General features: G+C 65.5%; 19 protein-coding genes. 10 read left to right on the top strand and 9 right to left on the bottom strand.

From position 1 onward, the window contains the following. The first annotated feature begins 326 nt into the window (after nucleotides 1-326). The 4 genes from NKG59_RS05420 to NKG59_RS05435 all read left to right on the top strand — a co-directional run bounded on the left by NKG59_RS05420 (nucleotide 327) and on the right by NKG59_RS05435 (nucleotide 7,140). Nucleotides 327-3,143: a sensor histidine kinase gene (locus NKG59_RS05420; protein WP_253535804.1), complete on the top strand. Its 2,817-nt coding sequence runs from the start codon at nucleotides 327-329 to the stop codon at nucleotides 3,141-3,143. 132 nt (nucleotides 3,144-3,275) lie between these two features. After that, complete coding sequence (locus NKG59_RS05425) at nucleotides 3,276-4,082, top strand: MetQ/NlpA family ABC transporter substrate-binding protein (RefSeq protein WP_253535805.1); 807 nt, start codon at nucleotides 3,276-3,278, stop codon at nucleotides 4,080-4,082. Nucleotides 4,083-5,025: 943 nt separating this feature from the next. After that, entirely contained in the window at nucleotides 5,026-6,240 is a 1,215-nt protein-coding gene (locus NKG59_RS05430) for an EAL domain-containing response regulator (RefSeq protein ID WP_253536463.1), read from the top strand. 252 nt (nucleotides 6,241-6,492) lie between these two features. Continuing rightward, the gene (locus tag NKG59_RS05435; protein WP_253535806.1) at nucleotides 6,493-7,140 is read left to right on the top strand and encodes a response regulator; all 648 of its coding nucleotides are present in this window, start codon (nucleotides 6,493-6,495) and stop codon (nucleotides 7,138-7,140) included. A gap of 10 nt (nucleotides 7,141-7,150) precedes the next feature. Here the strand turns inward: NKG59_RS05435 and NKG59_RS05440 are convergent, their stop codons facing one another. Beyond that, nucleotides 7,151-7,930, bottom strand: coding sequence for an aquaporin (locus tag NKG59_RS05440; protein WP_253535807.1), 780 nt, complete (start codon nucleotides 7,928-7,930; stop codon nucleotides 7,151-7,153). 131 nt (nucleotides 7,931-8,061) lie between these two features. Beyond that, nucleotides 8,062-9,528, bottom strand: a complete 1,467-nt coding sequence (locus NKG59_RS05445; protein ID WP_253535808.1) for an MFS transporter — start codon at nucleotides 9,526-9,528, stop codon at nucleotides 8,062-8,064. Between the two features lie 125 nt (nucleotides 9,529-9,653). On the opposite strand from NKG59_RS05445, the gene NKG59_RS05450 reads away from it, so the two are divergent. Next, nucleotides 9,654-10,493 (top strand): helix-turn-helix transcriptional regulator, encoded by an 840-nt coding sequence (locus tag NKG59_RS05450; RefSeq protein WP_253535809.1) that lies wholly within the window; start codon nucleotides 9,654-9,656, stop codon nucleotides 10,491-10,493. A gap of 4 nt (nucleotides 10,494-10,497) precedes the next feature. On the opposite strand, the gene NKG59_RS05455 is transcribed toward NKG59_RS05450, so the two are convergent. Continuing rightward, complete coding sequence (locus NKG59_RS05455; RefSeq protein WP_253535810.1) at nucleotides 10,498-11,097, bottom strand: hydrolase; 600 nt, start codon at nucleotides 11,095-11,097, stop codon at nucleotides 10,498-10,500. Between the two features lie 23 nt (nucleotides 11,098-11,120). Next, the gene (locus tag NKG59_RS05460; protein WP_253535811.1) at nucleotides 11,121-11,555 is read right to left on the bottom strand and encodes a PaaI family thioesterase; all 435 of its coding nucleotides are present in this window, start codon (nucleotides 11,553-11,555) and stop codon (nucleotides 11,121-11,123) included. 287 nt (nucleotides 11,556-11,842) lie between these two features. On the opposite strand from NKG59_RS05460, the gene NKG59_RS05465 reads away from it, so the two are divergent. After that, nucleotides 11,843-12,970, top strand: a complete 1,128-nt coding sequence (locus tag NKG59_RS05465) for a porin (RefSeq protein WP_045205229.1) — start codon at nucleotides 11,843-11,845, stop codon at nucleotides 12,968-12,970. An 18-nt stretch (nucleotides 12,971-12,988) separates the two neighbouring features. Here NKG59_RS05465 and NKG59_RS05470 read toward each other — a convergent pair whose 3' ends face one another. Further along, nucleotides 12,989-14,038 carry an ABC transporter substrate-binding protein gene (locus tag NKG59_RS05470; RefSeq protein ID WP_253535812.1) on the bottom strand — a complete coding sequence of 350 codons (1,050 nt, stop codon included), beginning with the start codon at nucleotides 14,036-14,038 and terminating at the stop codon, nucleotides 12,989-12,991. 147 nt (nucleotides 14,039-14,185) lie between these two features. On the opposite strand from NKG59_RS05470, the gene NKG59_RS05475 reads away from it, so the two are divergent. Together NKG59_RS05475 and NKG59_RS05480 are read left to right on the top strand one after the other, a co-directional pair. Continuing rightward, nucleotides 14,186-14,866, top strand: a complete 681-nt coding sequence (locus tag NKG59_RS05475; RefSeq protein ID WP_024977145.1) for a response regulator — start codon at nucleotides 14,186-14,188, stop codon at nucleotides 14,864-14,866. Further along, nucleotides 14,844-16,295 carry a sensor histidine kinase gene (locus NKG59_RS05480; RefSeq protein ID WP_253535813.1) on the top strand — a complete coding sequence of 484 codons (1,452 nt, stop codon included), beginning with the start codon at nucleotides 14,844-14,846 and terminating at the stop codon, nucleotides 16,293-16,295. Before NKG59_RS05475 ends, NKG59_RS05480 begins: the two co-directional genes overlap by 23 nt. Nucleotides 16,296-16,325: 30 nt before the next feature. Here NKG59_RS05480 and NKG59_RS05485 read toward each other — a convergent pair whose 3' ends face one another. The 4 genes from NKG59_RS05485 to NKG59_RS05500 form a co-directional block, all read right to left on the bottom strand. Continuing rightward, nucleotides 16,326-17,987: an S-layer protein gene (locus tag NKG59_RS05485; RefSeq protein WP_253535814.1), complete on the bottom strand. Its 1,662-nt coding sequence runs from the start codon at nucleotides 17,985-17,987 to the stop codon at nucleotides 16,326-16,328. Nucleotides 17,988-18,264: 277 nt separating this feature from the next. Continuing rightward, a complete protein-coding gene (locus tag NKG59_RS05490) occupies nucleotides 18,265-18,804 on the bottom strand; it encodes a DUF4142 domain-containing protein (RefSeq protein WP_253535815.1) in 540 nt (179 codons plus the stop codon). 26 nt (nucleotides 18,805-18,830) lie between these two features. Beyond that, nucleotides 18,831-19,142 carry a DUF2795 domain-containing protein gene (locus NKG59_RS05495; protein ID WP_253535816.1) on the bottom strand — a complete coding sequence of 104 codons (312 nt, stop codon included), beginning with the start codon at nucleotides 19,140-19,142 and terminating at the stop codon, nucleotides 18,831-18,833. 133 nt (nucleotides 19,143-19,275) lie between these two features. Beyond that, entirely contained in the window at nucleotides 19,276-19,755 is a 480-nt protein-coding gene (locus NKG59_RS05500; protein WP_253535817.1) for an RrF2 family transcriptional regulator, read from the bottom strand. A gap of 230 nt (nucleotides 19,756-19,985) precedes the next feature. Here NKG59_RS05500 and NKG59_RS05505 point away from each other — a divergent pair, with 230 nt between their 5' ends. Further along, nucleotides 19,986-21,191, top strand: a complete 1,206-nt coding sequence (locus NKG59_RS05505; RefSeq protein ID WP_045205221.1) for a globin domain-containing protein — start codon at nucleotides 19,986-19,988, stop codon at nucleotides 21,189-21,191. Nucleotides 21,192-21,211: 20 nt separating this feature from the next. After that, a complete protein-coding gene (locus tag NKG59_RS05510) occupies nucleotides 21,212-22,426 on the top strand; it encodes an NnrS family protein (protein ID WP_253535818.1) in 1,215 nt (404 codons plus the stop codon). Nucleotides 22,427-22,496: the final 70 nt, after the last annotated feature.

Consider the following 22,496-nt stretch of genomic DNA (forward strand, 5'->3'; position numbering starts at 1 on the left):
TCGCTATCTCCACTTGGTTTTACTGCTTTGCCTCGCGTCTTGCCGCGCACCTACTGCTGCGTTGAGCTTCGATGGTCTGGCCGTACCCTGCCCTAGATGGCGCCTTGGATTTTTGTTGCGGGGAGGAAAAAGGAAGGAGCCTTGTCTGAGCGCAGCGAGTTTGGCTCCTTCCCCTCCCCGCGACACAAATCCAAGGGGAAGTCGCCATCTCGGGCGCGCCTTTCTTTGCTTACTTTCTTTGGCAAGACAAAGAAAGTGAGTCAGCCCCGGCAGGGGATGAAACAAGGGATGCACCACAAGAACAAAAAGCACCCAAAATACAAGCCATGCCAGCAGACCAACGCCCGAACCCAGACCAACTCCTAGCCGAACTCCAATCCGGCCAAGAGCAGTCCGCCCGCGGCAAACTCCGCATCTACTTCGGCGCCTCAGCCGGCGTAGGCAAGACCTACGCGATGCTGGCAGCAGCAAAGGCCGCGCGCGCCGCCGGCATCGACGCCATCATCGGCCTGGTTGAAACCCACGGCCGCGCCGAAACCGCCGCGCTGGTCGCCGACCTCGAACACCTCCCCACCCGCCAGATCGAATACAAGGGCCGGACGCTGCCCGAGTTCGACCTCGATGCTGCGCTGGCGCGAAAGCCCGCGCTCATCCTCGTCGACGAGCTTGCCCACTCCAACGTGGCGGGGTCGCGCCACCCCAAGCGCTGGCAGGACATCCAGGATTTGCTTGCCGCCGGCATCGACGTCTGGACCACCGTCAACGTCCAGCATCTCGACAGCCTGAACGAGGCAGTGGGCAGCATCACCGGCATCCGCGTGTGGGAAACCGTGCCCGATGCGGTGTTCGATGCCGCTAACGAAGTCATCCTCGTCGACCTGCCGGCCGATGAGCTGCTGCGCCGCCTGGCCGAGGGCAAGGTCTACATGCCCGAGCAGGCGCAGCATGCGGCGCGCAATTTCTTCCGCAAGGGCAACCTCATCGCCCTGCGCGAACTCGCCCTGCGCCGCACCGCCGACCGCGTGGACGACGACGTGCAGGCTTACCGCCGCGCGCGCCGCATTGAAAACGTCTGGCGCACGCGCGAAACCGTCGTCGCTTGCCTGGACCCGCAGGGCGACAGCGAGCAGGTGATCCGAAGTGCTGCGCGCCTGGCCGCGCAGCTTGAATGCGATTGGCATGCCGTGGCCGTGGTGATGCCGCATTTGCGTGCGGCCGATGCGCGCGCCGAACGCCTGCACGCGTTGCTCAAGCTGGCCGAAGATGCGGGCGCGCGCGTGGAAACGCTGGCCGGCACCAATGCCGTCGAGGCCATCACCGGTTATATCCGCCGCCACAACATCACCAAGGCCGTGATCGGGCGCCCGCCCGAGAAGCGCTGGCGGTCGGCGCGGGCCATCGTGGTTGCGCTGCGGCTGGCGATCGGGCTGGAGCGCCGGTTGCCCAGCGGTGACTTTGCCGAGGCGCTGGCGCGGCATTGTCCCGAGGTCGACGTGATTCGCGCCGCGGCCGACCCGGCGCATATCCAGCTCACGCCGCGCGCAGCGGAGGTCGGCCGTGCGGATGTGCGCAGCGAAGCCCAGCGCGCCGCCGATGCACAGGCCGGGTGGCTCAAGCCGGCTTACGTGGCCGCGTGCGTGTACGTCGGGATTGCGACGGCGCTCTCCAGCCTTGTGCGGCCGGTGTTCGATCTGGCCAACATCGTCATGCTGTTCCTGGCCGCCGTGGTGGCGGTGGCGATGCGGCATGGGCGCGGCCCGGCGGCGCTGGCGTCGGTGCTGTCGGTGGCGCTGTTCGATTTCTTTTTCGTGCCGCCGCGTTATTCCTTCGCCGTGAGCGACGTGCAGTACCTGCTGACCTTTGCGGTGATGCTGGCCGTGGGCATGCTGGTGGGCCAGTTGACGGCAGGCCTGCGTGAACAGGCCGAGGTGGCGGTGCAGCGCGAGGCCGCCGCGCATGCGTTGTATGAGGCCGCGCGGGAGTTGTCCGCCGCGCTCACGCTGGATCAGATCGTCAGCATCGGTGGGCGCTTCGTCAACGCCACCTTTGGCGGGCGCTGCGCGTTTTTCTTCGTCGGGCTTGATGGGCGGCTTGGCGCACCGCAAATCGCCAAGCCGGAAGGCACCACCGATGCACCGTCGGGCATGCCGAATCTCGACCGCGTGCTGGCCGATTGGACGTACCAGCACGGCCAGCCTGCCGGCACAGGCACGCACACGCTGCCGTCGGGTTCGGTGCTGTATCTGCCCCTGAAAGCGCCGATGGCCATTCGCGGTGTGCTGGCGGTGGAGTCCGAAACCTTCCACGTGCTCGCGCAGCCCGACAACCGGCGCCAGATCGATGCCTGCGCCACGCTCATCGCCATCGCCATCGAGCGCGTGCATTACGTGGAGGTTGCCCGCGACGCCTTGGTGCGCATTGAATCGGAGCGGCTGCGCAATTCACTGCTGGCCGCCGTGTCGCACGATTTACGGACGCCTCTCACGGGCCTGGTGGGGATGGCCGAGACGCTGCTGCGCGCGCAGCCGCCCCTGCCTGCGCTGCAAGCTGAGGCTGCCACCGCCATCGGCCAGCAGGCGCAGCGCATGCGCACGATGGTCACCAACCTGCTCGACATGGCGCGCCTGCAGAACCAGGACGTCAAGTTGCGGCTGGAGTGGCAGTCGATGGAAGAGCTTGTTGGCGCGGCGCTGCAAGCGATTCCGCTGCCTGATCATCGTGTGGTTGTGGATAACCTCGCAGCCCTGCCCCTTATCCGCTGCGACGGGCCGTTGATGGAGCGCGTGCTGTCGAACCTGCTGGAAAACGCGGGCAAGTTTGCGCCGGCCGGCACCGAGGTGCGCATCTCTGGGGAGATCGTCCACGACGACGCGCGCGGCGATGAACTGCGCCTGCGTGTGCGCGACCACGGCCCCGGCGTGCCGGCGGGCTCGGTGCGGACCATCTTCGAGAAGTTCACGCGCGGTGAGAAGGAATCGGCCACCACCGGGGTCGGCCTGGGCTTGGCCGTGTGCGAGGGGATCGTGAGCGCGCATCACGGCCGCATCTGGGTGGAGGCGCCGGCTGATGGCGGCGCGTGCTTCGTCGTCGCCCTGCCCGCCGCTGAACCTCCGCCCGTGGAGGACGGCGAGCCCATCGCCTAGCTGCACCGTTGTTGGGCATATGGACATGCCGAAAATGTCGTTCTGTCGTGAGCGCATGCGTGACACGATTGCGTCACACCGCCCGCTACCCGCGGGCGATTTCATTCACGACAAGATCCACGAGGTTTCTCCATGTCTCTGTTCTCCCGCCTTGCGCGCGTGGCCGTACCGGCCATCGCCTTTGCCGTTGCAACTGCCGCCAGCGCCGACACCAAGCAGATCAAGCTCGGCACCATGAGCGGCCCCGACGCGCAAATCTGGGAAGTCGTGCAGAAGGTCGCCAAAAAGGACGGCCTGGACGTCAAGGTCATCGAGTTCAACGACTACGCCCAGCCCAACCCCGCACTCGATTCGGGCGACCTGGACGCCAACGGTTTCCAGCACCAGCCTTTCCTCGACGGCCAGATCAAGGCGCGCGGCTACAAGATCGTCAACGTGGGCCTGACCTATGTGGCGCCGATGGGCTTTTACTCGAAGAAGATCAAATCGCTCGCGCAGCTCAAGGAAGGCGCCAAGGTCGGTATCCAGAACGATCCATCCAATGGCAACCGTGCGCTGCTTTTGCTGCAGAAGGCGGGCGTGATCAAGCTCAAGGCGGGCGCCGGCACGAACGGCAACAATGCGACACCGCGTGACGTGGTGGAGAACCCGAAGAAGATCAAGCTGATCGAGCTGGACTCGGCACAACTGCCGCGCTCGCTGGATGATCTGGACGCCGCTTCGATCAACACCGACTACGCGGTCAAGAATGGCCTGACGCCGGCCAAGGACGCCATCGCACTGGAAGATCGCCAGGGGCCGTACGCCAACCTGATCGCCGTGCGCGAAAAAGACAAGAACCAGCCGTGGGTGAAGACGCTGGTGCGCGCCTACCAATCGGAAGACGTGCGCAAGTTCATCGACACGCAGTTCAAGGGCGCGATCCTGCCGGCGTTTTAAGCAGCGGGTGCTAAGTCAGCGGTTACTTTCGCGGATGACCCCGCAAGTGAAGCGCCGCGAGCCTGGAACCGGAGGAGGTTTTCAGCACGCCACGTTGTTTTGCTGCGCTGCGTCATTGTGTAACAAGGGCAATCGTTTTCGTCACACGTGGCGCTGCGGCAACGCTTGTAGCTTCTCGTTACATTAAGTAGTTCTACGTTATTGCAACGCAACAAACGATTCGCTATAGTAGGAATTGTCTCCTCCACCCTCCTTGGTGGATTGTGGCCCGAGCACCTGGTGCTCGGGCTTTTTTCTTTGGCGCGCGGCTTTTGCTCTTCTTCTGGCCGCCTTGCATCTCGGCCGATCCCGGCTACCCTGAATTCTCAACTTTTCTACGTGTTTTCCTCGGCAGCGTTGCCCGATAGCAACGAGCGAGGATTTTTCAAGCGTGCGCTTCGAGTCGCCCCTCGAACACCTACACGTCTGTCGGCGCGAAATAACCAAAGCGCTGCTTGAATCACGTTAGCGCAGCGAATGTGCGCGCAACCGCCTGCTTTGTGCGGCTAACATCGCGAAATATCGTCAGCTTTTGTCCTACAAGCCTTTCGGCCAACCCCGGACAGTCTGACTTCACCCCCTCCACTAAACTTCACCTTGCTCTCTCTTTAGAGAGCACTCCCCCCCTTTTGAGCCCGCCCCTGTTGCGGGCTTCATTTTTTTCGGGCACGATTTCTTCCATCCCGACGCTGTCGACACCGGCGTCGGAAGCTCAAAAGGTTGGGGGAATCTCTCAAGGCCCGCGCAGTTGAAAAGCTGCGCGGGCTTTGTTTTTTCCGGCGCCGCACGCTGACTCCACCTGACAACGCCCCCGGCCGGTGCTTCAATGGCGGCTGACGGTGGCGTCACACAGCGCAAACGGGATGCGCCTCGCCCCGATACCGACAACAAGAAGGACTGGCCGATGGAAGGTTTCGCGCAACTCGCCGTGCTGGTGGTGGACGACCATCCGGTGCAACGGGCCGCCGCCCGGCAACTGCTCCATACGCTGGGCGTGCAGCAGATCCTGACCGCCTGCGACGGCCGCGAGGCGCTCTACCTTCTCCAGCTCTGCCACGTCGATCTCGTGCTGTGCGACATCGACATGCCCGGCATGAACGGCCCAGAGCTGATGGAGCAGATGCACTTGCGCGGCGGCTGCGTCTTTCCGCGACAGGCGCCTGTGTGGGCGTGGGTCAGCGCGATGGATGCGCCGATCGTCGAGTCGCACATCAGCCTGGCCGATGCGATCGGCTTGACGCGCACGCACGGCGTGCAGAAGCCGCTGCGCCCGGCGCACGTGCTGCCGCTGCTGGAGGAAGCCGCCGCGCGGGAGCGGGACGGGGCATCGGCTGCAGCCGCTGTCTTGCCGCAGTTCTCCGATGACGAACTTGTCGCGCTCATTCAGGAAACGCCAGAACAGATCGAGGTCGTATTCCAACCCCAGCACGATCTGGCCACCAACCAGATCGCCGGCGCCGAGGCGCTCTGCCGCTGGATGCATCCGGTGCATGGGCGTGTGTCGCCAGCGGCGTTCGTGCCGCGCCTGGAAGCGCTCGGGCTGGCTGATGGCCTGTTCTTCCATGTGCTGGAGCATTGCGTGCGCGTGCAGCACGCGCTGGCCGCGCATGCGTATCCCGTTTCGATCGGTGTGAATGCGTCTGCGCAGACGCTCAGCCGCGCCGGCACCATCGAGCGCATCGAAGCCATCGTGCGCGAGGCCCGCATAGCGCCAGCCGCCATCGCTATCGAGCTGACGGAGGATTCGCCCGTGCACGATGCAACGCAGCTCACCATCGCACTCAACCGCCTGCGCCTGCTGGGCCATCCGCTGGCCATCGACGATTTTGGTGTGGGCATTGCCACGCTCAAGCTGCTGGCCGACCTGCCCTTCACCATTCTGAAGATCGATCGCTCGTTTACGGCTGCGGTGGACCAGACCAGCCAGCGCGGCGTGATCTGCCGCACGATGATCGAGCTGGCGCGCACGCTGCATCTCGAGTGCATTGCCGAAGGCGTGGAAACCGAAGCGCAGCGCCAGACGTTGCGCGCGCTGGGCTGTGCGACCGGGCAGGGCTATCTGTGGGCGGCACCGCTGTCTGTCACCGCGTTTCTTGCGCATGTGCAAGCGGCAGCGTAAGCGCGAATAAGCGCGAATACCGCAGGGCCATTCAGTTTTTCTCAACCCAGATAGAAGCAGCTTCTGCCCCGAAAGGTTACGCGGAGCCAAAGTCAGAAAAGTCTGATCCCGCGCGGCATATCTGGTGAGTAAGGTACCGGCTCCTTTCAGCGGCGCTTCTGACTCCCATGACGGCTCCGATCCCTTCCACCCTGCTGCTCGCCACGCTGGACACCTCATCGCTGGCGACGCACCTGACCTGACGGCGTGCGCATGTGCTCTGTCCTCTCGATCGTGATGGCAGACGATCATCCGGTGATTCTTATGGGGCTGGCGGCGGCCATTGCGCAGTTTCCACAGCAGCAGGTCGTGGCACAGGCACACGACGGGCGCGAGCTGATGCAAGTGCTTACGCAAATCGACTGCAACGTCATCGTGACCGACTACAACCTGGGTGGCGAACCCGCCTTCGATGGCATGCAGTTGCTGGCGCGCTTGCGCAAGCAGCACCAGAAGCGCGCCATCGTCGTCTGCACGATGGTCCGCAACCCCGCCCTCTTGCGCGCCATGCGGCAGATTGGTGTGGCCGGCATCGTCAGCAAGAGCGATGACTTCGTTCATGTCGGGCACGCTGTCATGGCGGCCGCCCGCGGCGTGCGGTATGACAGCCCGCGCATCCTGGAAGAGACGGGCCTTGGTTCCAATGAACGAGATGTCTGCGAGCGACTGAGCGCGCGCGAGCGCGAAGTCCTGCGCCTGTATGCCGGCGGCACGGCCGTGACCGACATAGCGCTCATGCTCGGTTCGAGCGTGAAGACCGTCAGCACGCAAAAGGCCGTGGCGCTGCGCAAGCTGGGCCTGGCGCGCGAGATCGATCTCTTTCAGTACGCCCGCGCCCGCGGGCTGACAGCGCTCCGCTGAGCGCCCACCCTCAGCTTGGCTGACGGTGCATCGGCACAGCTTGAGCCGGCGCGATGGCGGCGCCGGATGCCTGCGCGGGTGCGGCTTCCACGCCCATCAGCCAACTGAACAACGGCGTTGCCAGCAGCGCGCCGGCGAGTTGCGCCAGCATGTAGCCCGGGACATCGCCGGGGCGGATGCCGGAGGGGCCGTCGGTCAGTGCGCAGGCAAAGGCCAACGCCGGGTTGGCCAGCGATGACGACGACGTGAACCAATACCCCGCAGCGATATAGGCAGCCACCACGAGCGGCAATTGCTTCGGCGCGTGACGCCCGCATGCGACGCCCACGCCGATCAGCCCGAACGTTGCCAGTGCTTCGCTCCACCACAGTGCGAGGCCGGTGGCGGCATGCGTGCCCGGCGCCCATGCCGGCATGCCAAACATGACGTGCGCGGCGGCCACACCCAGCGTGGCGCCCACGGCCTGTGCAGCCAGATAGGCCAGCGCTTCATGCCCACGCAGACCGCCCCGCAGCAACGCCGACAGGGTGACCGCCGGGTTCAGGTGCGCACCCGACACCGGCGCGAACACCGTCAGCAGCGCCAGCAAGCCGGCGCCACCGGCCAGCGATTGCGCCAGCAGCGTCCACGTGGCATCGCCGCCGGAGAGCCGGCTTGCGTGGATGCCGGTGCCGATCACCACCGCAATTAGCAAGGCCGTACCGAGCCCCTCCGCGACGATGCGGCGCGCCAGGGATGGTGCAGCGGACGTGGTCGAAGCCGCGGCGCGAAGGTGGGACACAGTGGCCATGAGGAAAGAAGAGGAGCGATGCCAAGCGCATCGCGCGGGAGTTTGGAACCTCCGTTGGGGCCGATCAATGCACACGGGCGCGCTTGTGTCGCGCGCCCGAGTATCGAATGGTGCGATTGATGCGGGGCTGCTCAGGCCGGGCTTGCCGCGCCAGCCGCGGCCAGTTGCCGCTGCTGTGCACCCAGCCGCGCAAAGCCGACGGCCGCTGCGCCAAGCGCTGCCAGCATGGCCATGCATCCCGCCATCGTGCCGTGCGCCATGCCATTGGCACCGTCGGCTGCGGCAAAGGTGAAATACAGCCCGCCGATGCAGGCGACGCCCAGTGCGCCTGCCAATTGCTGCGCAGTAATCAGCAGCCCCGCTGCAGCGCCCGCCTGCGTACGCACTACGCCAGTCAGCACCAAGCCGATCAGCGGAACGACGACCAGCCCCTGCCCTGCCCCGTACAGCGCCACGGCAATGCCGATGCGCATCATGCTCGGCGTGGCGGGGTGCGCCCACTCCGTACCGAAACCCGACAGCAGTGCCAGCAAGCCCAGCGCCATCAGGCCGAGGCCTGCCAGCAGGGCGCGAACGCCATAGCGCCGTACCAGCGCATTGGCCACCCGCGACGTGATCAGAAACGTGATGGCCAGTGGCAGGATGGCGACCCCCATGCGCACCGCAGAAAGCTGCCGCCCGTTCTGCAGATACAGCGTCAGCACCAGGAAGAACGCCATCATCCCGATGTAATGCAGCGCCGACGCCGTCAGGCCCGTCATGAAGGTGCGATGCTGCAGCAAGGTGGGCGGCAGCAGCGGCGTACCGCCGGCACGATCGACACGGGCTTCCAGTTGCTGGAACGTGGCCATGCCGAGTACGCCTACGACAAGCAGTGCCAGGGTCCACACCGGCCAGTGCAGTTCGCGGCCGAACAGCAGCGGCACCAGCACGGCCGCCACGCTCACGGCCATCCACGCCACGCCGGCGGTATCGAGATGCACCTTCGCTGCGTTGGCGCCCGGGTGCGGAATCCAGCGCCAGCCCAGCAGCGCGGCAGTCAGCCCGACCGGCACATTGATCAGGAAGGCCGCGCGCCAGCCCAGCCCCGCGATGTCTGCGCTGGTGAGTGCGCCGCCCACCAGCAGCCCGGCCGCGCCGCCGGTGCCCATCACCAGGCCGAAGATCGACAGCGCGCGGTCACGCTCGGTGCCGGCAAAGAGCGCCTGCACGCTCGCCAGCACCTGCGGCACCATCATCGCGGCCGACAGGCCCTGCGCGAAACGCCATGCAATGAGCGCCGCCGCGCTACCCGCCAGCCCGCAACCGGCCGAGGTGGCGGTAAAGGCGACGAGGCCCAGCAGGAACACGCGCCTGCGCCCGAACAGATCACCCAGACGGCCGCCCGTGATGAGCAGAATCGCGTAGCCAAGCTGGTACACCGCCAGCACCGCCTCCAGTTGCGCGGGCGTGGCGTGCAGGCTTGTGCGGATGCTCGGGATCGCCACATTCGCGATGAACGCGTCGACGATGAACATGAATTGCGCCGTCACCATCACACCGAAGGCGAGCCAGCGGCGAGGTTCCGATACTGAGGAAGCAGAGGAAATGTGAGTCACGATCGGCTCCGGAAAGAGGGATGAACGCAGCGTAGGTGCGCGAGCCGATTCGATGCAGAGCTAGGATTAACCTAGGATTGGGTTGTCCCTCCCACCTTCACGCGCTGTCGTGTGTAATGCCCCTCATGGACGATTTCACCGCCGACCTTGCCTCCTTCCCTGCGGCGCCCCGTAACGAGCTGGGCGAGTTCCTGCGCAGCCGCCGCAGCCACCTGCGTCCGCAGGACGTGGGACTGCCCGAGGGCAGCGGGCGCCGTCGCACCGCCGGCCTGCGCCGGGAAGAAGTCGCACAGCTCGCCAACATCAGCATCGACTGGTATGTGCGCATCGAGCAGGGGCGCGACGTGCGGCCTTCCGTGGCGACCATCGAGGCGATCGGGCGCGCGCTGAAGCTGTCTTCGGATGAGCGCGCGCACATGCGTGGCCTGGCGCGCGCGGAATCGGTCTTCACGGCAGCTGCGGCGACCGGGCGTTCGGCCGCCGAAGCGGTGCCCGATGTCTTGCGCCGGGCCGTCGCCGGCATGGTCTTGCCCGCCCACGTGCGTAGCTACCGCACCGAGCTGCTGTGCTGGAACGAGGCGACCTCGCAGCTCTTCATGGATTTCGGCACGATGCCGCAGGAAGACCGCAACTCGCTGGTCTACATGTTCCTGTACGGGAATGCACGCGAGCGTTTTGTCGAGTGGGAGAACGAGGCGCGGCGCATGCTGGCGAAGTTTCGCGCGGTGTACGACCCGCACGCAGACGACCCGGTGCTCGTCGCGTTGGTCGACCGGTTGCGCACCAGCAGCCGCGAGTTCGATACCTGGTGGCGGCAGCACGAGGTGCGCGCCCAGCGCGCGGAGCACAAGCTGATCCGCACGCCCGCCGGCAAGGTTGTCCGCTACGACTACATCGGCCTGCCGGTGATGGAAGACCCGCGCCTGCGTATGGTGCTGTACGTGCCGGTCGAGGACGGCGCCTGAACGTTCAGGCCGTCAGCGCCGCGAGGATCGTGCCGGTATCGCGCACGCGGCCCAGTCGCGGGAACACGTTCTCCACCGAGGATCGATGCATCGCCGCATCGTTCGAACTCATCGCGTCTTCGGCCAGCACCAGCGCGTAGCCGTGCTCCCAGGCGGCACGCGCGGTCGATTCCACCCCCACGTGTGTCGAGATGCCGCCCAGCACGATGGTGGTGATGCCGCGACGGCGCAATTGCAGATCGAGTTCGGTACCGTAGAACGCGCCCCACTGGCGCTTGGTGATCTGGATGTCGGTGGGCGCCACTTCCAGCTCGGCGGGTTGTTCCCACCATTGCGGCGGCAGGCCACCGGGCTGTGTGGGCGCGGGGCGGTCGACGGGCTGGCGCGGCGCATCGGCGTAGTCCGGCGCCCACCCCACGCGCACCAGTACCACGGGTGCACCCAGCTCGCGAAAGCGCTTGGCGAGCTTGGCAGAGGCGCCCAATACCTGCTCGGCCGAGTGCGGCCCCTGGGCAAACGGCAGGATGCCGCGTTGCAGGTCGATCAACACCAGCGCGGTGTTTTTCGCAGACAAGTCGGACAGGGTTTGCAGCGGTTCAGACATCAAGTGCTCCAGGTGAATCGGGGTTACGGACGACGGATGACACACGTTGCCGTGGCATGCGCCAGCAATGTGCCGTCCTGCGTTTTTAGCGTGCCCTCCGACACGCCGATCGTGCGCGAGACATGCAGCACGCGTCCAACGGCCACCAGCGGCGTATCCACCGGCACCGCCTTCACCATCTTTACGTTCAAGTCGACCGTGCCGTAGCCGACGCCGGCTTCGAGCATCGAATGCACGGCGCAGCCCGTCACGGAGTCGAGCACCGTCGCCGCAAAGCCGCCATGCACACCGCCCAGCGGATTGAGGTGGCGTTTGTCGGCCCGGGCACCGAAGTGCACCGTGCCCGCTTCGATGAGGTCCATCGTCATTGGGATGGTCTCGCTGATGGATGCGCGCGGCAGAGTGCCGTGCGACATGGCCTGCAGCAATTGCAGGCCGGTCATTTGGGACGGATGCATGGGAGGAGCCTGGTGGCGTTGAGGTGACTCGACACTCTACCGCGAGCCCGATTGCCAGGGCTGCAATGCGTTGCATTGGACGGCGCAACAACGCCCGCCTCTGCGCATGTTCCCAATGCGGGTAGACCCTAGCGTTGCGCGCACACCGACGCGAAAGGCTCCAGAAAGGTGCCCCCTTCTACGCTCGCCCAGCGATTGCATCGGGCGGTCTGACCCACTGCCGTTGCGCGTTTCCCGAAGCCGGCATCACGACCGGACACCATCACCCACAAAGGAAGGAGACTTCAATGTCCCGCATCAAGTTTGCCCTTGCGGCAACTGCAGCCGCAGCGGCCACGCTGGCCACCGGCGCCGCTCATGCCCAGTCGAACGTGACGCTCTACGGCCTGATCGACACCACTATCAGCACCGTCAACAACACCAACGCTTCAGGCGCGCGCACCACCGGCTTCCAGATTCCCTGGTTCTCGGGCAGCCGCTGGGGCCTGACCGGCAAGGAAGACCTGGGCGGCGGCACGTCGGCCATCTTCAAACTGGAATCGGAATACGAAACGCCGACCGGCAACATGGACACCCCGGGCGTGCTGTTCAATCGTGACGCCTGGGTGGGCCTGTCGAGCCAATCGCTGGGCAAGCTGACCTTCGGCCGCCAGAACGCGATTGCGCGCGATATCTCTGCCATCTACGGCGACCCGTACACCAGCGAGAAAGTCGGTCTGGAAGAAGGCGGGTACACCAACACCAACAACTTCAAGCAGCTGATTTTCTATGCAGGCAGCGCCACCGGCACGCGCATGAACAACGGCGTGGTGTGGAAGAAGATGTGGGGCGGCCGCTTCCTGACGGCCCTGGGCTATCAGTTTGGCGAAGTGCCGGGCCAGTTCACGCAAGGCACCACCGAGTCGCTCGCACTGGGCTACAACGGCGACAACTTCCATCTGGCAGGCTTCGCCCAACAGGCCAAGGTGGGCGGCTTCATGGATCGTTCCTACTCGCTGGGCGGCAACGTGATCATGGGTATGTTCCGTGTCAACGCCGGTTACTTCCACTACACCGGCGAGCAGCCAGCCGCGCTGGGCAATCGCAAGGACGACGCCTACACGCTGTCGCTGAAGATCGCTCCGCAAGGCGCGTTCGACTATGAAATCGGCTACCAGATCATGAAGGCTGACAACGCTGCCTTCAGCGCAGATGGCAACACGCTCAATGCGTACGCCAGCGTGGTGGGCGCCACCGCAGCGGGCAGCGGCCGCAAGAACACGCTGTACGGCTCGGTGTTCTACCACGTGTCCAAGCGCACGGAGTTCTACGTGGCGGCGGACTACATGAAGCTCAAGGATCAGTACATCGTGGGCGGCACCAACGGCCACAACAGCCAGACGGAGTTTGGTGTCGGTATGCGCACGCGCTTCTAAGCGAGTGTTTGGTTTGAGCTAGCGGCGCTCGCGCACCTGATCGACAAACTTGTTGGTGTAGGTGCGCGAGAGGTCGATGTGCTTGTCGCGCGCGTTGGCATTGCTGGCGGCGAGGACGCGCAGGACGGTGGGTGGGCCGTCGTCCGGCATGCGTCCGTCGGTGCTGAAAGTGGGCAACGCGGCGGCAAGCGCTTTTGTGTACAGCTCTGGATGATCGCGCCGGAATTCAGGCGGCATGCGGGCGGCAATGTCTTCAGCACCGTGCGTGCGCATGTAGCGCAGGGTGTGCACGAATGCGCGGGCCAGTTTGGCGGCGACGTCCGGATGCGCTTCCAGCCATTCGGTCTGCAAGTACAGACACGCGGCCGGATACGAACCGCCCAGCGCGGCACGCGTGCTCTCCAGCGTGCGCAGATCGAGCAGCACCCGGGCTTCGCCGCTGTGCACGAGGCGTGAGACCGTCGGGTCGGTGGTCATGCCGGCATCGATGCGGCCGCTGCGCAGAGCGGTGACGAAGCTGCGTTCGGCACCGACCGGCAGCATGGTGTAGTCGCCGGCCGACAGCCCCTGCTGCGTCATCAGGTAACGCGTGAGAAAGCTGGTGGATGCGCCCAGCCCCGTCACGCCCAGCGTGCGGCCGCGCAGGTCACGCATGGACTGCACCGTCGCCGGTAACCGTGTCGACACGACTTCCGCCTCGCCCGGCACCTGACTGAATACGACAATGGCGCGCACTTCCTTGCCCTTGGCCTGCAGGTCGATGGTGTGGTCATAAAAGCCGACCACGCCTTGCGCAAAGCCGGTGAGCAGTTCGCTCTCCGCATCGACGCCGGCGGGCTGCGAGACCAGTTCCACATCGAGCCCTTCGTCACGGAAATAGCCCAGGCGCTGCGCTAGCGTAGCGGGCAGGTAGATCATCTTGGCGGTGCCGCTGACCATGAGCGTCAGGCGCGCCGGGTCTTGTGCAAGGGCATGCGAAGTTGCCACGGCCAGAAGGGCAGCGAGCCACGGCGTGACCCAGCCCCGGACGCCGCGTGCGCGAGCGCTCCTGCAGGTAAAAACACCCATTGAGTTGTCTCCGGCTCTTTTGTAGATATCAGTATCGCGCGGTCCGGATCTGGTGAATGACGCCTCCGGCGCGCGTAGGCAGCCGCCACCATTCTAGGAAGCGGCAACCCACAAATAGCTTTCATTTTTCGGACGCGCTGTTTTCGCATGAAGCTGCTCCTGATCGAAGACAACGCCCCGCTGGCGCACTGGCTCTCTGAAGCCTTGCGCCGCGCCCATTTCACCGTGGATCACGCCACCGATGGCGAATCCGCCGACACGCTGTTGCTTACGCAACACTACGATGTGGTGCTGCTCGACCTGCAATTGCCCACGTTGTCAGGGCAAGGTGTATTGCAACGTTTGCGCGGCCGGCGCAACCCGGTGCCGGTGCTGATTCTCACGGCCAGCGGCGGGATCGACGACAAGGTTGCCTGCCTGGGTGCCGGCGCCGATGACTACCTCGTCAAGCCGTTCGAGATTCGCGAGCTGATTGCGCGCATCCAGGTGCTGGTGCGGCGCAGCGCGCCTGATCAGTCCGTCGAACTGCAATGTGGCGACCTGACTTACCACACCGGCAGCCGCACCTTCAACCTTGCCGGGCAGCCGCTGGTGCTGCCAGCACGTGAGCACACCGTCCTTGAAATCCTGATGCTGAAGCTTGGGCGCACGGTGTCCAAACCGGCGCTGGTGAACGGCGTGTTCGGGATGGACGACGAAGCCAGCCCCGAGGCCATCGAGATATACATCCACCGCCTGCGCAAGAAGCTGGAGCATTCCGCTGCCACCATCGTCACGCTGCGCGGCCTTGGCTACCTGCTGCGCGATGCCTCCGCCGCGCAGTCCTGACCAAGCGCCAGCGCAGTCCGCCCCAACGCGGGCGCGTAGCCTGCGTGCGCGGCTGGTGTTGTGGCTGGCATTGCCGCTGGTCGTCTATGTGGCGGCCGATGGCTGGCTCGACCTGGCCGCCGCACGTCATAACGCCGATCTCGTGCACTTCCATGCGCTCGACACGGCCGCACAGATGATCAGCGGCCAGATCGAATGGGACGAAGGCCGCCTGCGTGTGTCGGTGCCGCCGGCTGCGCTGGCCGTGTTTGCCGCGCCGGAAACCCCGGTGCGCGATCAGGTGGCGTACCAAGTCAGCACCGAGCACGGGCGCCTGCTGGCCGGGCGGCTCGACTTCGGCACGCGCCCCGCGTTTGACGCAGCGGGCCTGGCCGACGCCGGCACCTACACCGATACCGTGGAAGGCCAGCCCGTGCACGTGGCCGCAGTGGTGCGCACCATGTACGACGCCGGCCGCACCGAGCGCGTCGTCACGCGCGTCGCGCAAACCATGAACGGTCGTGACGCGATGATCCGCCAGCTGTGGTGGCCTGGCACCGTGCGCCAGCTCGCGCTGGTGGGACTGGCGCTGGCGATGATCCTCATCGGCCTGACGCTCGAGCTGCGGCCGATCTTGCGGCTGGCCGGCAACGTGTCGGCACGCGCGCCTACCGACCTTGCGCCGCTAGATCCCGCTGGCTTGCAGCACGAGCTGCAGCCGATTGCCGGGGCGTTCAACCAATACCTGCAGCGCATTGCCGACAACGCGATCACGCAGAAGCGCTTCATTGCCGATGCTGCGCACCAGATGCGCACGCCGCTGGCGATTCTCGATACGCAGATGCAGGTGGCAGCGCAAACCAACGCGGATGCCGCGCTGCACGAAGTCCTGAAGGCCGCGCGAACCAGCACGCGCAACCTGGCGGATCTCATCAACGACTTGCTGCTGCTGTCTCAGGCCGAAGCATCGGCCGCGACGAGCGAGGCGGTCGACCTCTCGCAAGTGGCGCGCACCGTGTTGGAGGACCTCGCGCTGCTGGCCGACGGCCGTCGGATCGATCTGGGGATCGAGCCTGCCGAGCAGCCCGTCTGGACGTCAGGCAACCGCACGCTGATCGCCGCTCTGCTCTTCAACCTGGTCGACAATGCCGTGCGTTACACGCAGGAAGGCGGCCGCGTGACGGTGCAGGTGTCGGCGGACTACGGTTGGGCCATGCTGACCGTGACCGACAACGGGCCCGGCATTCCGCCCGAGGCGTACACACGCGTGTTCGAGCGCTTCACGCGTCTGGAAGGCACGCAGACCCAGGGCAGCGGCCTGGGTCTGGCGATCGTGCGTCAGATCGTGGATCGCATGGGCGGTCAGATTGCGCTGGCGCCCGGGCCGGGCGGCGCCGGGCTGGCGGTGACGGTTTGGCTGCGGCGGACGAGTGCGCCCGCCGCAGCGTAAGTCACCGCCCCTGCCTTACTGCTTCGGCATTTATTGCACCGACACAAACACCGGGTTCGAGTAGAACCACAGATCGTTGTAGTTGCGATCGTTGATGGCGTTGAAGCGCGCGGCGTTTTCCGTCACCACGGTCTTCTGGTCGGGCAGCGGGTTGCCGTTGCTGGTTTCGCCCGACACGTTCATGCCGAGGTTGGTGCCGCGCAGGCGGAAGTATTGGTTCTTGGCCGCTGTGTAGGTGTACGTGATGCTGTTGTAGCCGTCGGCGTCGACCTTCCAGTCCGCCTTCGTGAACGTGGCGATGACCTTGGTGGAGTCATTGGTGTCCTTGGCATAGGCCGGCGTGCCCGATGCGGCCTTGCCCGTCACGTCACCCGCAATCAGGTCAACGTGATCCACCACCGGACGCATGTTGACCTTGAAGCCGCTGCCCAGCGGGTACTCGTAGTTGTTGTGATCGGGGCTCTTGAAGCGGATGGTGATCGTTACCTTGTCGCCGGCCTTGGCCGTGAGCGTGCCGCCCATGTCGGCTGACGTGGCCGCGGTCCCCGCACTGAAGTCCAGCGCGTTGATAAGGTCGCCAAACACGGCGAACGATTTGCCCGAGCGCATGGCCGCCAGCAGCGTCTTCAGGTCGGGGCTGGTGCCCGGCAGCCAGATGTAGGTCTTGGCGTATTCGCCGGGGTAGTAGCCGCTGCTGAACTGCTGTGTGGCATCCACTTCAAAGTGGTGGTCAGAATCGGCAAAGTTCCAGATGCGGCGGCCTTCGCCGAGCAGCGCATCCCAGATGCCGCCGACTTGCGCGACCACGTAGTCGACACCGCCGTAGGTGCGGTTCTTCAGGTTAGCGTCGGTGTAGGCGCTGGTATAGCCGCCGCGGTCGGGCTCCATCTGGTTGCCGACCATGCCTTCGATGCCGAACATGACGTCGGGCGCGGTGTCGTTGAACTCGCGGAAGTCCGCCACCGTGTACTTGCCCGGGTTGCGCGACGGATGGTTGATCAGGCCGTAGCTCGAGTTCGGGTAATTCGTCTTGAGCCACTTGAAGGCATTGACCACGTCGGCGTGCGTGGTGCCGGCGCGCGGGCCTTCCTGCTGCCACGCGGTTACATCGTTCGGGTCAAACAGCGATGCGGCCTGCTGCGTGAAGAAGTATTCGAACTTGTTCAGGCCCTTGGCCGACGTCTGCAGCTTGTCGGTGCCATCAAAGATACCGACGTTCAGGTGGTCGTGCGTGGGCATGTCCCATTCGGCAGCCGAGAAGATCAGCTTGCCCGCGTACTTGCCTGCCGCTTGCGCCTGCGCAATGGCGGGCATCTCGTACTTGGCGATCCCGGCGGACGCGGCAATGGAGCCGCCCGTGAGCGTGGCGCCCGTGGCGTCGCGCGGCGACGGGCGCAAGTGGTTCGATACGGCCATCCAGTCGAGGCTGTTGAGGTCGAACGCGTGGTCGAGCACCGTGGACAACGGCGTGACGGCATCGACGGACTCCGCCGTGTGCACGTGCAGATCGCCCGTCGTCCACATGCCTTGCGGCTTGGCAGGCTGTGTCGGTGTGGTGGGCGTGGTCGGTGCCGGCGAGGTGCCTGCCGTGCTCGTGGGCGCGGGGTCGTTACTGCCGCCGCAGGCGTAGAGGCCGAGGGTCATGCATGCCGGCACCGCAATCGCGAGCAGCGTTTTCTTGGTCGAAAGCATTGTGGTTTCCTGTCGATTCGATGAGGTCGGGCAAACGCCTCCGGCCACCCATGCATGTGGGCGGCTCTTGCACGACTAAAACGTTTGCGCGGCCGAATCTTGGCGGGAAACCATGAAAATTTAGTGACGAAGCCGCATGAAAACAGGAAGCGGTGTGGCCCAGAACGAATCGGTTGGGCACGCAAACAGCGCGCAAAGAAAACGGCCCCAACAAGGGGCCGCGTTCATCGCGATTTGTCCCGGCGCCAGGGCGGGGTCTTGGGGGCGCAGCGCGGAATTATTTCATCGCGGGCTTCAACTGCTCCGCCATCTGCAGATGCTCGCGCAGCGCAGGCAGGTTATGTGAGAAGAACGCCTTGATGTCGGGGTCCTTCGCATCCTTGGAGGCCTTGTCGAACAGTGAGACCGCCTCCTTGTGCGCTTTCACGCCCACCTCGTCGGCGTAGGCCTTGTCGAACTTCGCGCCTTCCAGCGCGCTGAGCTTGTCGACCTTGGCGCGCTCGTCCGCAGGCAAGCTGTCCGGCACCGCAATGCCCTTTTTACCGGCCAGCGCCTTGAGTTCGTCGCCCACCGTGGTGTGGTCCTTCACCATGCGCTGTGCAAAGGCGCGTACGTCCGGGTTGCTCGCACGTGTAATGGCAACCTGGCTGGCCTGCACTTCGAGCATCCCGGCAGCCGCAGCCTTGGTGACGAAGGTGGTGTCGGACTTGTCCGCCGCCGCCCGCGCCACACTCAGCGCACCGCCAAAGCCCAGCAAGCCCGCCACAAACAACGCTGCAACGCGGCGCGCGCCAATATGCTGTGTCGATCTGTTCATGAGTTGTCCTCCTGCGCGGGTGCGCATCACATTTCGTGGCCGATAGCCTTGGAAACGGCGGCCGGCGTGTCGTACTCGTCGTCGGGCATGTCGCGCAGCGTCTTGAGCGTGCTGTCGTCTGCACCGTTGGCCTGCGCGGTCTTCACCAACTCCTGCTTCTTGGCGGGGTAAGACGCGCCCTTCAGGGCCTTTTGAATGCCGATCGGCGAATGCGTTGCGTGTTCACGCCCGCTGCCGCCCTGTGCGCCGCGCTCCTTGTCGGATGCGCCGCTGCGCTTGCTTTGGGACGTCGATTTCGAGTGCGACGCGTGCTTGCTGTTGTCGCGAGTCGGTTTCATGACACCTCCGCTGGTCGGTTGACTGGGCCGTCACCGGAAATGGCGCGGCCCGCAACCGTTTTGCAGCAGCGAACATGCCTGCGCAAATGTGCGACGAAGGCAAAAGAAACGCGGGTCAGAAGCGGCGCGCGGGCTACGTGCGCGATGCAAGCTTGGCGCGAGGGCGCGGCATCGGCAGCGACGCCTCTCCCAACGCCCTGCTGACCGCGTTCGGCTTGTCGACCAGATCCTCCAGCGTGTAGCCATCGAGCACCTCAAAGTACGCCCGCAACGCCGCGTGCAGCACGCCACGCAGGCCGCACACGCGCGTGATGACGCAGTGGTTGTCGTCGCCGTGAAAGCACTCGACCATGCGGAAGTCGGGCTCGGTGGCGCGCACCACATCGCCGAGGTTGATTTCGGCCGCAGGGCGGCCGAGCGTGATGCCGCCCGCGCGCCCGCGCACGGTGTGCAGGAAGCCGTCTTGCCCAAGCTGCTGCACGATCTTGATGAGGTGGTTCTTGGGAATGTCGAAGGCATCCGCAATGCGCTGGATCGTGACGAGTTCGTCCGGGTGCACGGCCACGTAGATCAGCGTGCGCAGGGCGTAGTCGGTGTAGTCGGTCAGTCGCATGGCGGGCGGGCGGGTTTGCCGCAGGTAAAAACATTCATAAGAGGAACATCTTATCGGGAAGTTGCCCACAAGATGCGCCGGTTTGCCGCAGGTCAATTTGTTGCATCACAAATATACGTTTAATAGAATCCAATGCAAGCGGTGGCCTGAGGACCAGGCCATCCAGAACAAAGCGTGACGGCGCCCCCCGTCTTATTTGTTGCATATTTCACGCATATTTGGAGTCCAGCATGCTGTCCGACAAGTCCAAGCCCTATATCGATGCCAGCGTTCCGGTGCTGCGCGAGCATGGCTTGACCATCACCCAGACCTTCTATCGCAACATGTTCGCCAGCCACCCCGAGCTGACCAACGTGTTCAACATGGGCAACCAGGCCAATGGGTCGCAGCAGCAGTCGCTGGCTTCGGCGGTGTTTGCGTACGCCGCCAACCATGGCAACAACGCGGCGCTGGCGCCGGTGGTCAACCGCATCGTGCACAAGCACGCCGCTGTGGGCATCAAGCCGAGCCATTACCCAATCGTCGCGCGTCACCTGTTGGGGGCGATTGCGGACGTGCTGGGCGACGCCGCCACGCCCGACCTGCTTGCCGCCTGGGACGAAGCCTATTGGCTGCTCGCGGCCGAGCTGATCGCGGCGGAAGCGCGCCTGTATCAGCACACTGGCAGCGGCCCCGACCATCGTCAGCCGGTGCGCATTGTCCGCCGCCGTCAGCAGGCCGAAGACGTGGTCTCGCTCACGCTCGAAGCCGTGGGTGATGCGCCGCTGGCCGATTTCCTGCCGGGTCAATACATCTCGGTGCAAGTGGAGCTGGCCCCGGGCGCGCTGCAGCAGCGTCAGTACAGCCTGTCGGACGCGCCCAATGGCCGCACCTGGCGCATCTCGGTCAAGCGCGATGCGGGTGATGCTGATCGCCCTGCGGGCACCGTGTCGAGCTGGCTGCACGCCAATGCGCGCGAAGGCGACGTCCTGCTGGTCAGCCAACCCTATGGAGACTTTGTGCCGCAACTGGCGACCGACAACCCGATCGTGCTGATGTCGGCCGGTGTTGGCATCACGCCCATGATCTCGGCGCTCAACACGCTCGCGCAGCAGAACAGCGCGCGCAAGATCGTATTCAGCCACGCCAGTCGCGCGGCCTCGCATGTTGCCCACGCCGATGATCTGGAGCGCGCCGCACAGGCGCTGCCTGCATTCGAGGCGCACGTATTCCTGGAGTCCGGCGAAGACGCGGAATTCGCGCAGCGCCCGGCCCAGCCCGGCCGCATGACGGTCGACACGTTCGTGCGCGACCACGGGACGGAAGCAGACTTCTATCTCTGCGGCCCGCTGCCGTTCATGCAGGCGCAGCGTGCAGCGCTGCTCGCCAGCGGCGTGCCGTCGGAGCGAATCCACCGCGAAGTGTTCGGCCCCGATCTGCTGGACGACATCCTCTGACCTGAACCACGGAAATCACCATGCCCCGCCAAGCCCCGTTGCTCACCATCGGCAAGCCCGACCCGGCAAGCCGCATGCCTTACACGGGGCGGGCTGTTTTCGCGCTCGGCTTCCGACCCTTTTACCTGCTTGCAGCCGCCTTTGCCGCCTTGGGCATGGCGTTGTGGGCAGCGTTGCTGCTGGGCGTGCTGCCCTCGGCGCAGGGCCCTGCCACCATGGCACCGCTGTTCTGGCATGCGCACGAGATGGTGTTCGGCTTTGCTGCGGCGGTGGTGGTCGGTTTCCTTTTCACCGCAGGCAAGAACTGGACGGGCCTGCAGACGCCACAAGGCGCGCAACTCGCCGCGCTGGCCGCGCTGTGGCTGGCGGCGCGTGTGCTGATGTGGACGGGCCCCGTGGCGCTGGCCGTGGCGGCGGATGTGGCGTTTCTGCCGGCGTGCGGCGTGGCGTTCCTGCGCGTCCTCCGGCGCGCAAAAAGCGCCCGCAACTACGGCTTGGCGATCGCGCTGCTGGTGCTCGGTGCCGTCAACGCGGCGTTCCATTCGGCGCTGGCTCTGGACGCGCCGTTGGCCGCATTGCGCTGCCTCGATGCGGCCGCTGGGCTGGTCTGCCTGTTCGTCACGGTCATTGGCGGACGCGTCATCCCGATGTTTACGTCCAACGCCGTTCCTGGCGTGCACGTGCGCCGCGTAGTGTGGGCCGAGCGCGCTATCGTGCCGGCGACTGCGCTCGCCGTTGCCATGTTGGCGACGCCCCTTCAAGGCATCGTGCCGGCCATCGTGTTTTCGGCGGCAGCAGTCGTGCAGGCCGTCCGCTGGGCTGGCTGGGACACGCGCCGCACGCTGCGCACGCCCATCGTCTCCATCCTGCATGTGGCGTATGCCTTCCTGCCCATCGGCTTTGGCATGTTGGCTGCCGCAGCGCTCGGTTGGGGCGACCGTTCCACCGCGCTGCATGCGCTCACGGCAGGAGCCATCGGCGGCGCCATCATCGCGATGATCACGCGCACCGCGCTGGGCCACACCGGCCGGATGCTGCGTACGGGCCGGGCCGAGAATTTCGCCTACGCAGCCGTCGCGCTGGCTGCACTCGTGCGCGTGGCTGGCCCCGCCTTGCTGCCGCGCGAGGTGTGGATCGGTGGCGCGAGCGTGCTGTGGGTGGCGGCGTTTGTGGCGTACCTGTGGCGCTACACGCCGTGGCTGATGGCGCCGCGCGCTGACGGCCGGGAAGGCTGAGCTTCTCCCCTGCCCTTTCCGCCCCCGGCGGCTTCCGTAGAATGGCGCAGCTCCTTTGCACACTGCGCCC

It is taken from the genome of Ralstonia chuxiongensis (assembly GCF_024158925.1).
In the GTDB taxonomy this organism is placed as follows: domain Bacteria; phylum Pseudomonadota; class Gammaproteobacteria; order Burkholderiales; family Burkholderiaceae; genus Ralstonia; species Ralstonia chuxiongensis.

What these genes read in the sequence shown, in the direction of transcription:
- NKG59_RS05510 (WP_253535818.1), top strand. Translation starts at nt 21,212, where the DNA reads ATGCCCCGCCAAGCCCCGTTGCTCACCATCGGCAAGCCCGACCCGGCA.
- NKG59_RS05425 (WP_253535805.1), top strand. Translation starts at nt 3,276, where the DNA reads ATGTCTCTGTTCTCCCGCCTTGCGCGCGTGGCCGTACCGGCCATCGCC.
- NKG59_RS05495 (WP_253535816.1), bottom strand. Translation starts at nt 19,142, where the DNA reads ATGAAACCGACTCGCGACAACAGCAAGCACGCGTCGCACTCGAAATCG.
- NKG59_RS05500 (WP_253535817.1), bottom strand. Translation starts at nt 19,755, where the DNA reads ATGCGACTGACCGACTACACCGACTACGCCCTGCGCACGCTGATCTAC.
- NKG59_RS05435 (WP_253535806.1), top strand. Translation starts at nt 6,493, where the DNA reads ATGTGCTCTGTCCTCTCGATCGTGATGGCAGACGATCATCCGGTGATT.
- NKG59_RS05450 (WP_253535809.1), top strand. Translation starts at nt 9,654, where the DNA reads ATGGACGATTTCACCGCCGACCTTGCCTCCTTCCCTGCGGCGCCCCGT.
- NKG59_RS05470 (WP_253535812.1), bottom strand. Translation starts at nt 14,038, where the DNA reads ATGGGTGTTTTTACCTGCAGGAGCGCTCGCGCACGCGGCGTCCGGGGC.
- NKG59_RS05460 (WP_253535811.1), bottom strand. Translation starts at nt 11,555, where the DNA reads ATGCATCCGTCCCAAATGACCGGCCTGCAATTGCTGCAGGCCATGTCG.
- NKG59_RS05440 (WP_253535807.1), bottom strand. Translation starts at nt 7,930, where the DNA reads ATGGCCACTGTGTCCCACCTTCGCGCCGCGGCTTCGACCACGTCCGCT.
- NKG59_RS05455 (WP_253535810.1), bottom strand. Translation starts at nt 11,097, where the DNA reads ATGTCTGAACCGCTGCAAACCCTGTCCGACTTGTCTGCGAAAAACACC.
- NKG59_RS05475 (WP_024977145.1), top strand. Translation starts at nt 14,186, where the DNA reads ATGAAGCTGCTCCTGATCGAAGACAACGCCCCGCTGGCGCACTGGCTC.
- NKG59_RS05490 (WP_253535815.1), bottom strand. Translation starts at nt 18,804, where the DNA reads ATGAACAGATCGACACAGCATATTGGCGCGCGCCGCGTTGCAGCGTTG.
- NKG59_RS05465 (WP_045205229.1), top strand. Translation starts at nt 11,843, where the DNA reads ATGTCCCGCATCAAGTTTGCCCTTGCGGCAACTGCAGCCGCAGCGGCC.
- NKG59_RS05485 (WP_253535814.1), bottom strand. Translation starts at nt 17,987, where the DNA reads ATGCTTTCGACCAAGAAAACGCTGCTCGCGATTGCGGTGCCGGCATGC.
- NKG59_RS05480 (WP_253535813.1), top strand. Translation starts at nt 14,844, where the DNA reads ATGCCTCCGCCGCGCAGTCCTGACCAAGCGCCAGCGCAGTCCGCCCCA.
- NKG59_RS05505 (WP_045205221.1), top strand. Translation starts at nt 19,986, where the DNA reads ATGCTGTCCGACAAGTCCAAGCCCTATATCGATGCCAGCGTTCCGGTG.
- NKG59_RS05430 (WP_253536463.1), top strand. Translation starts at nt 5,026, where the DNA reads ATGGAAGGTTTCGCGCAACTCGCCGTGCTGGTGGTGGACGACCATCCG.
- NKG59_RS05420 (WP_253535804.1), top strand. Translation starts at nt 327, where the DNA reads ATGCCAGCAGACCAACGCCCGAACCCAGACCAACTCCTAGCCGAACTC.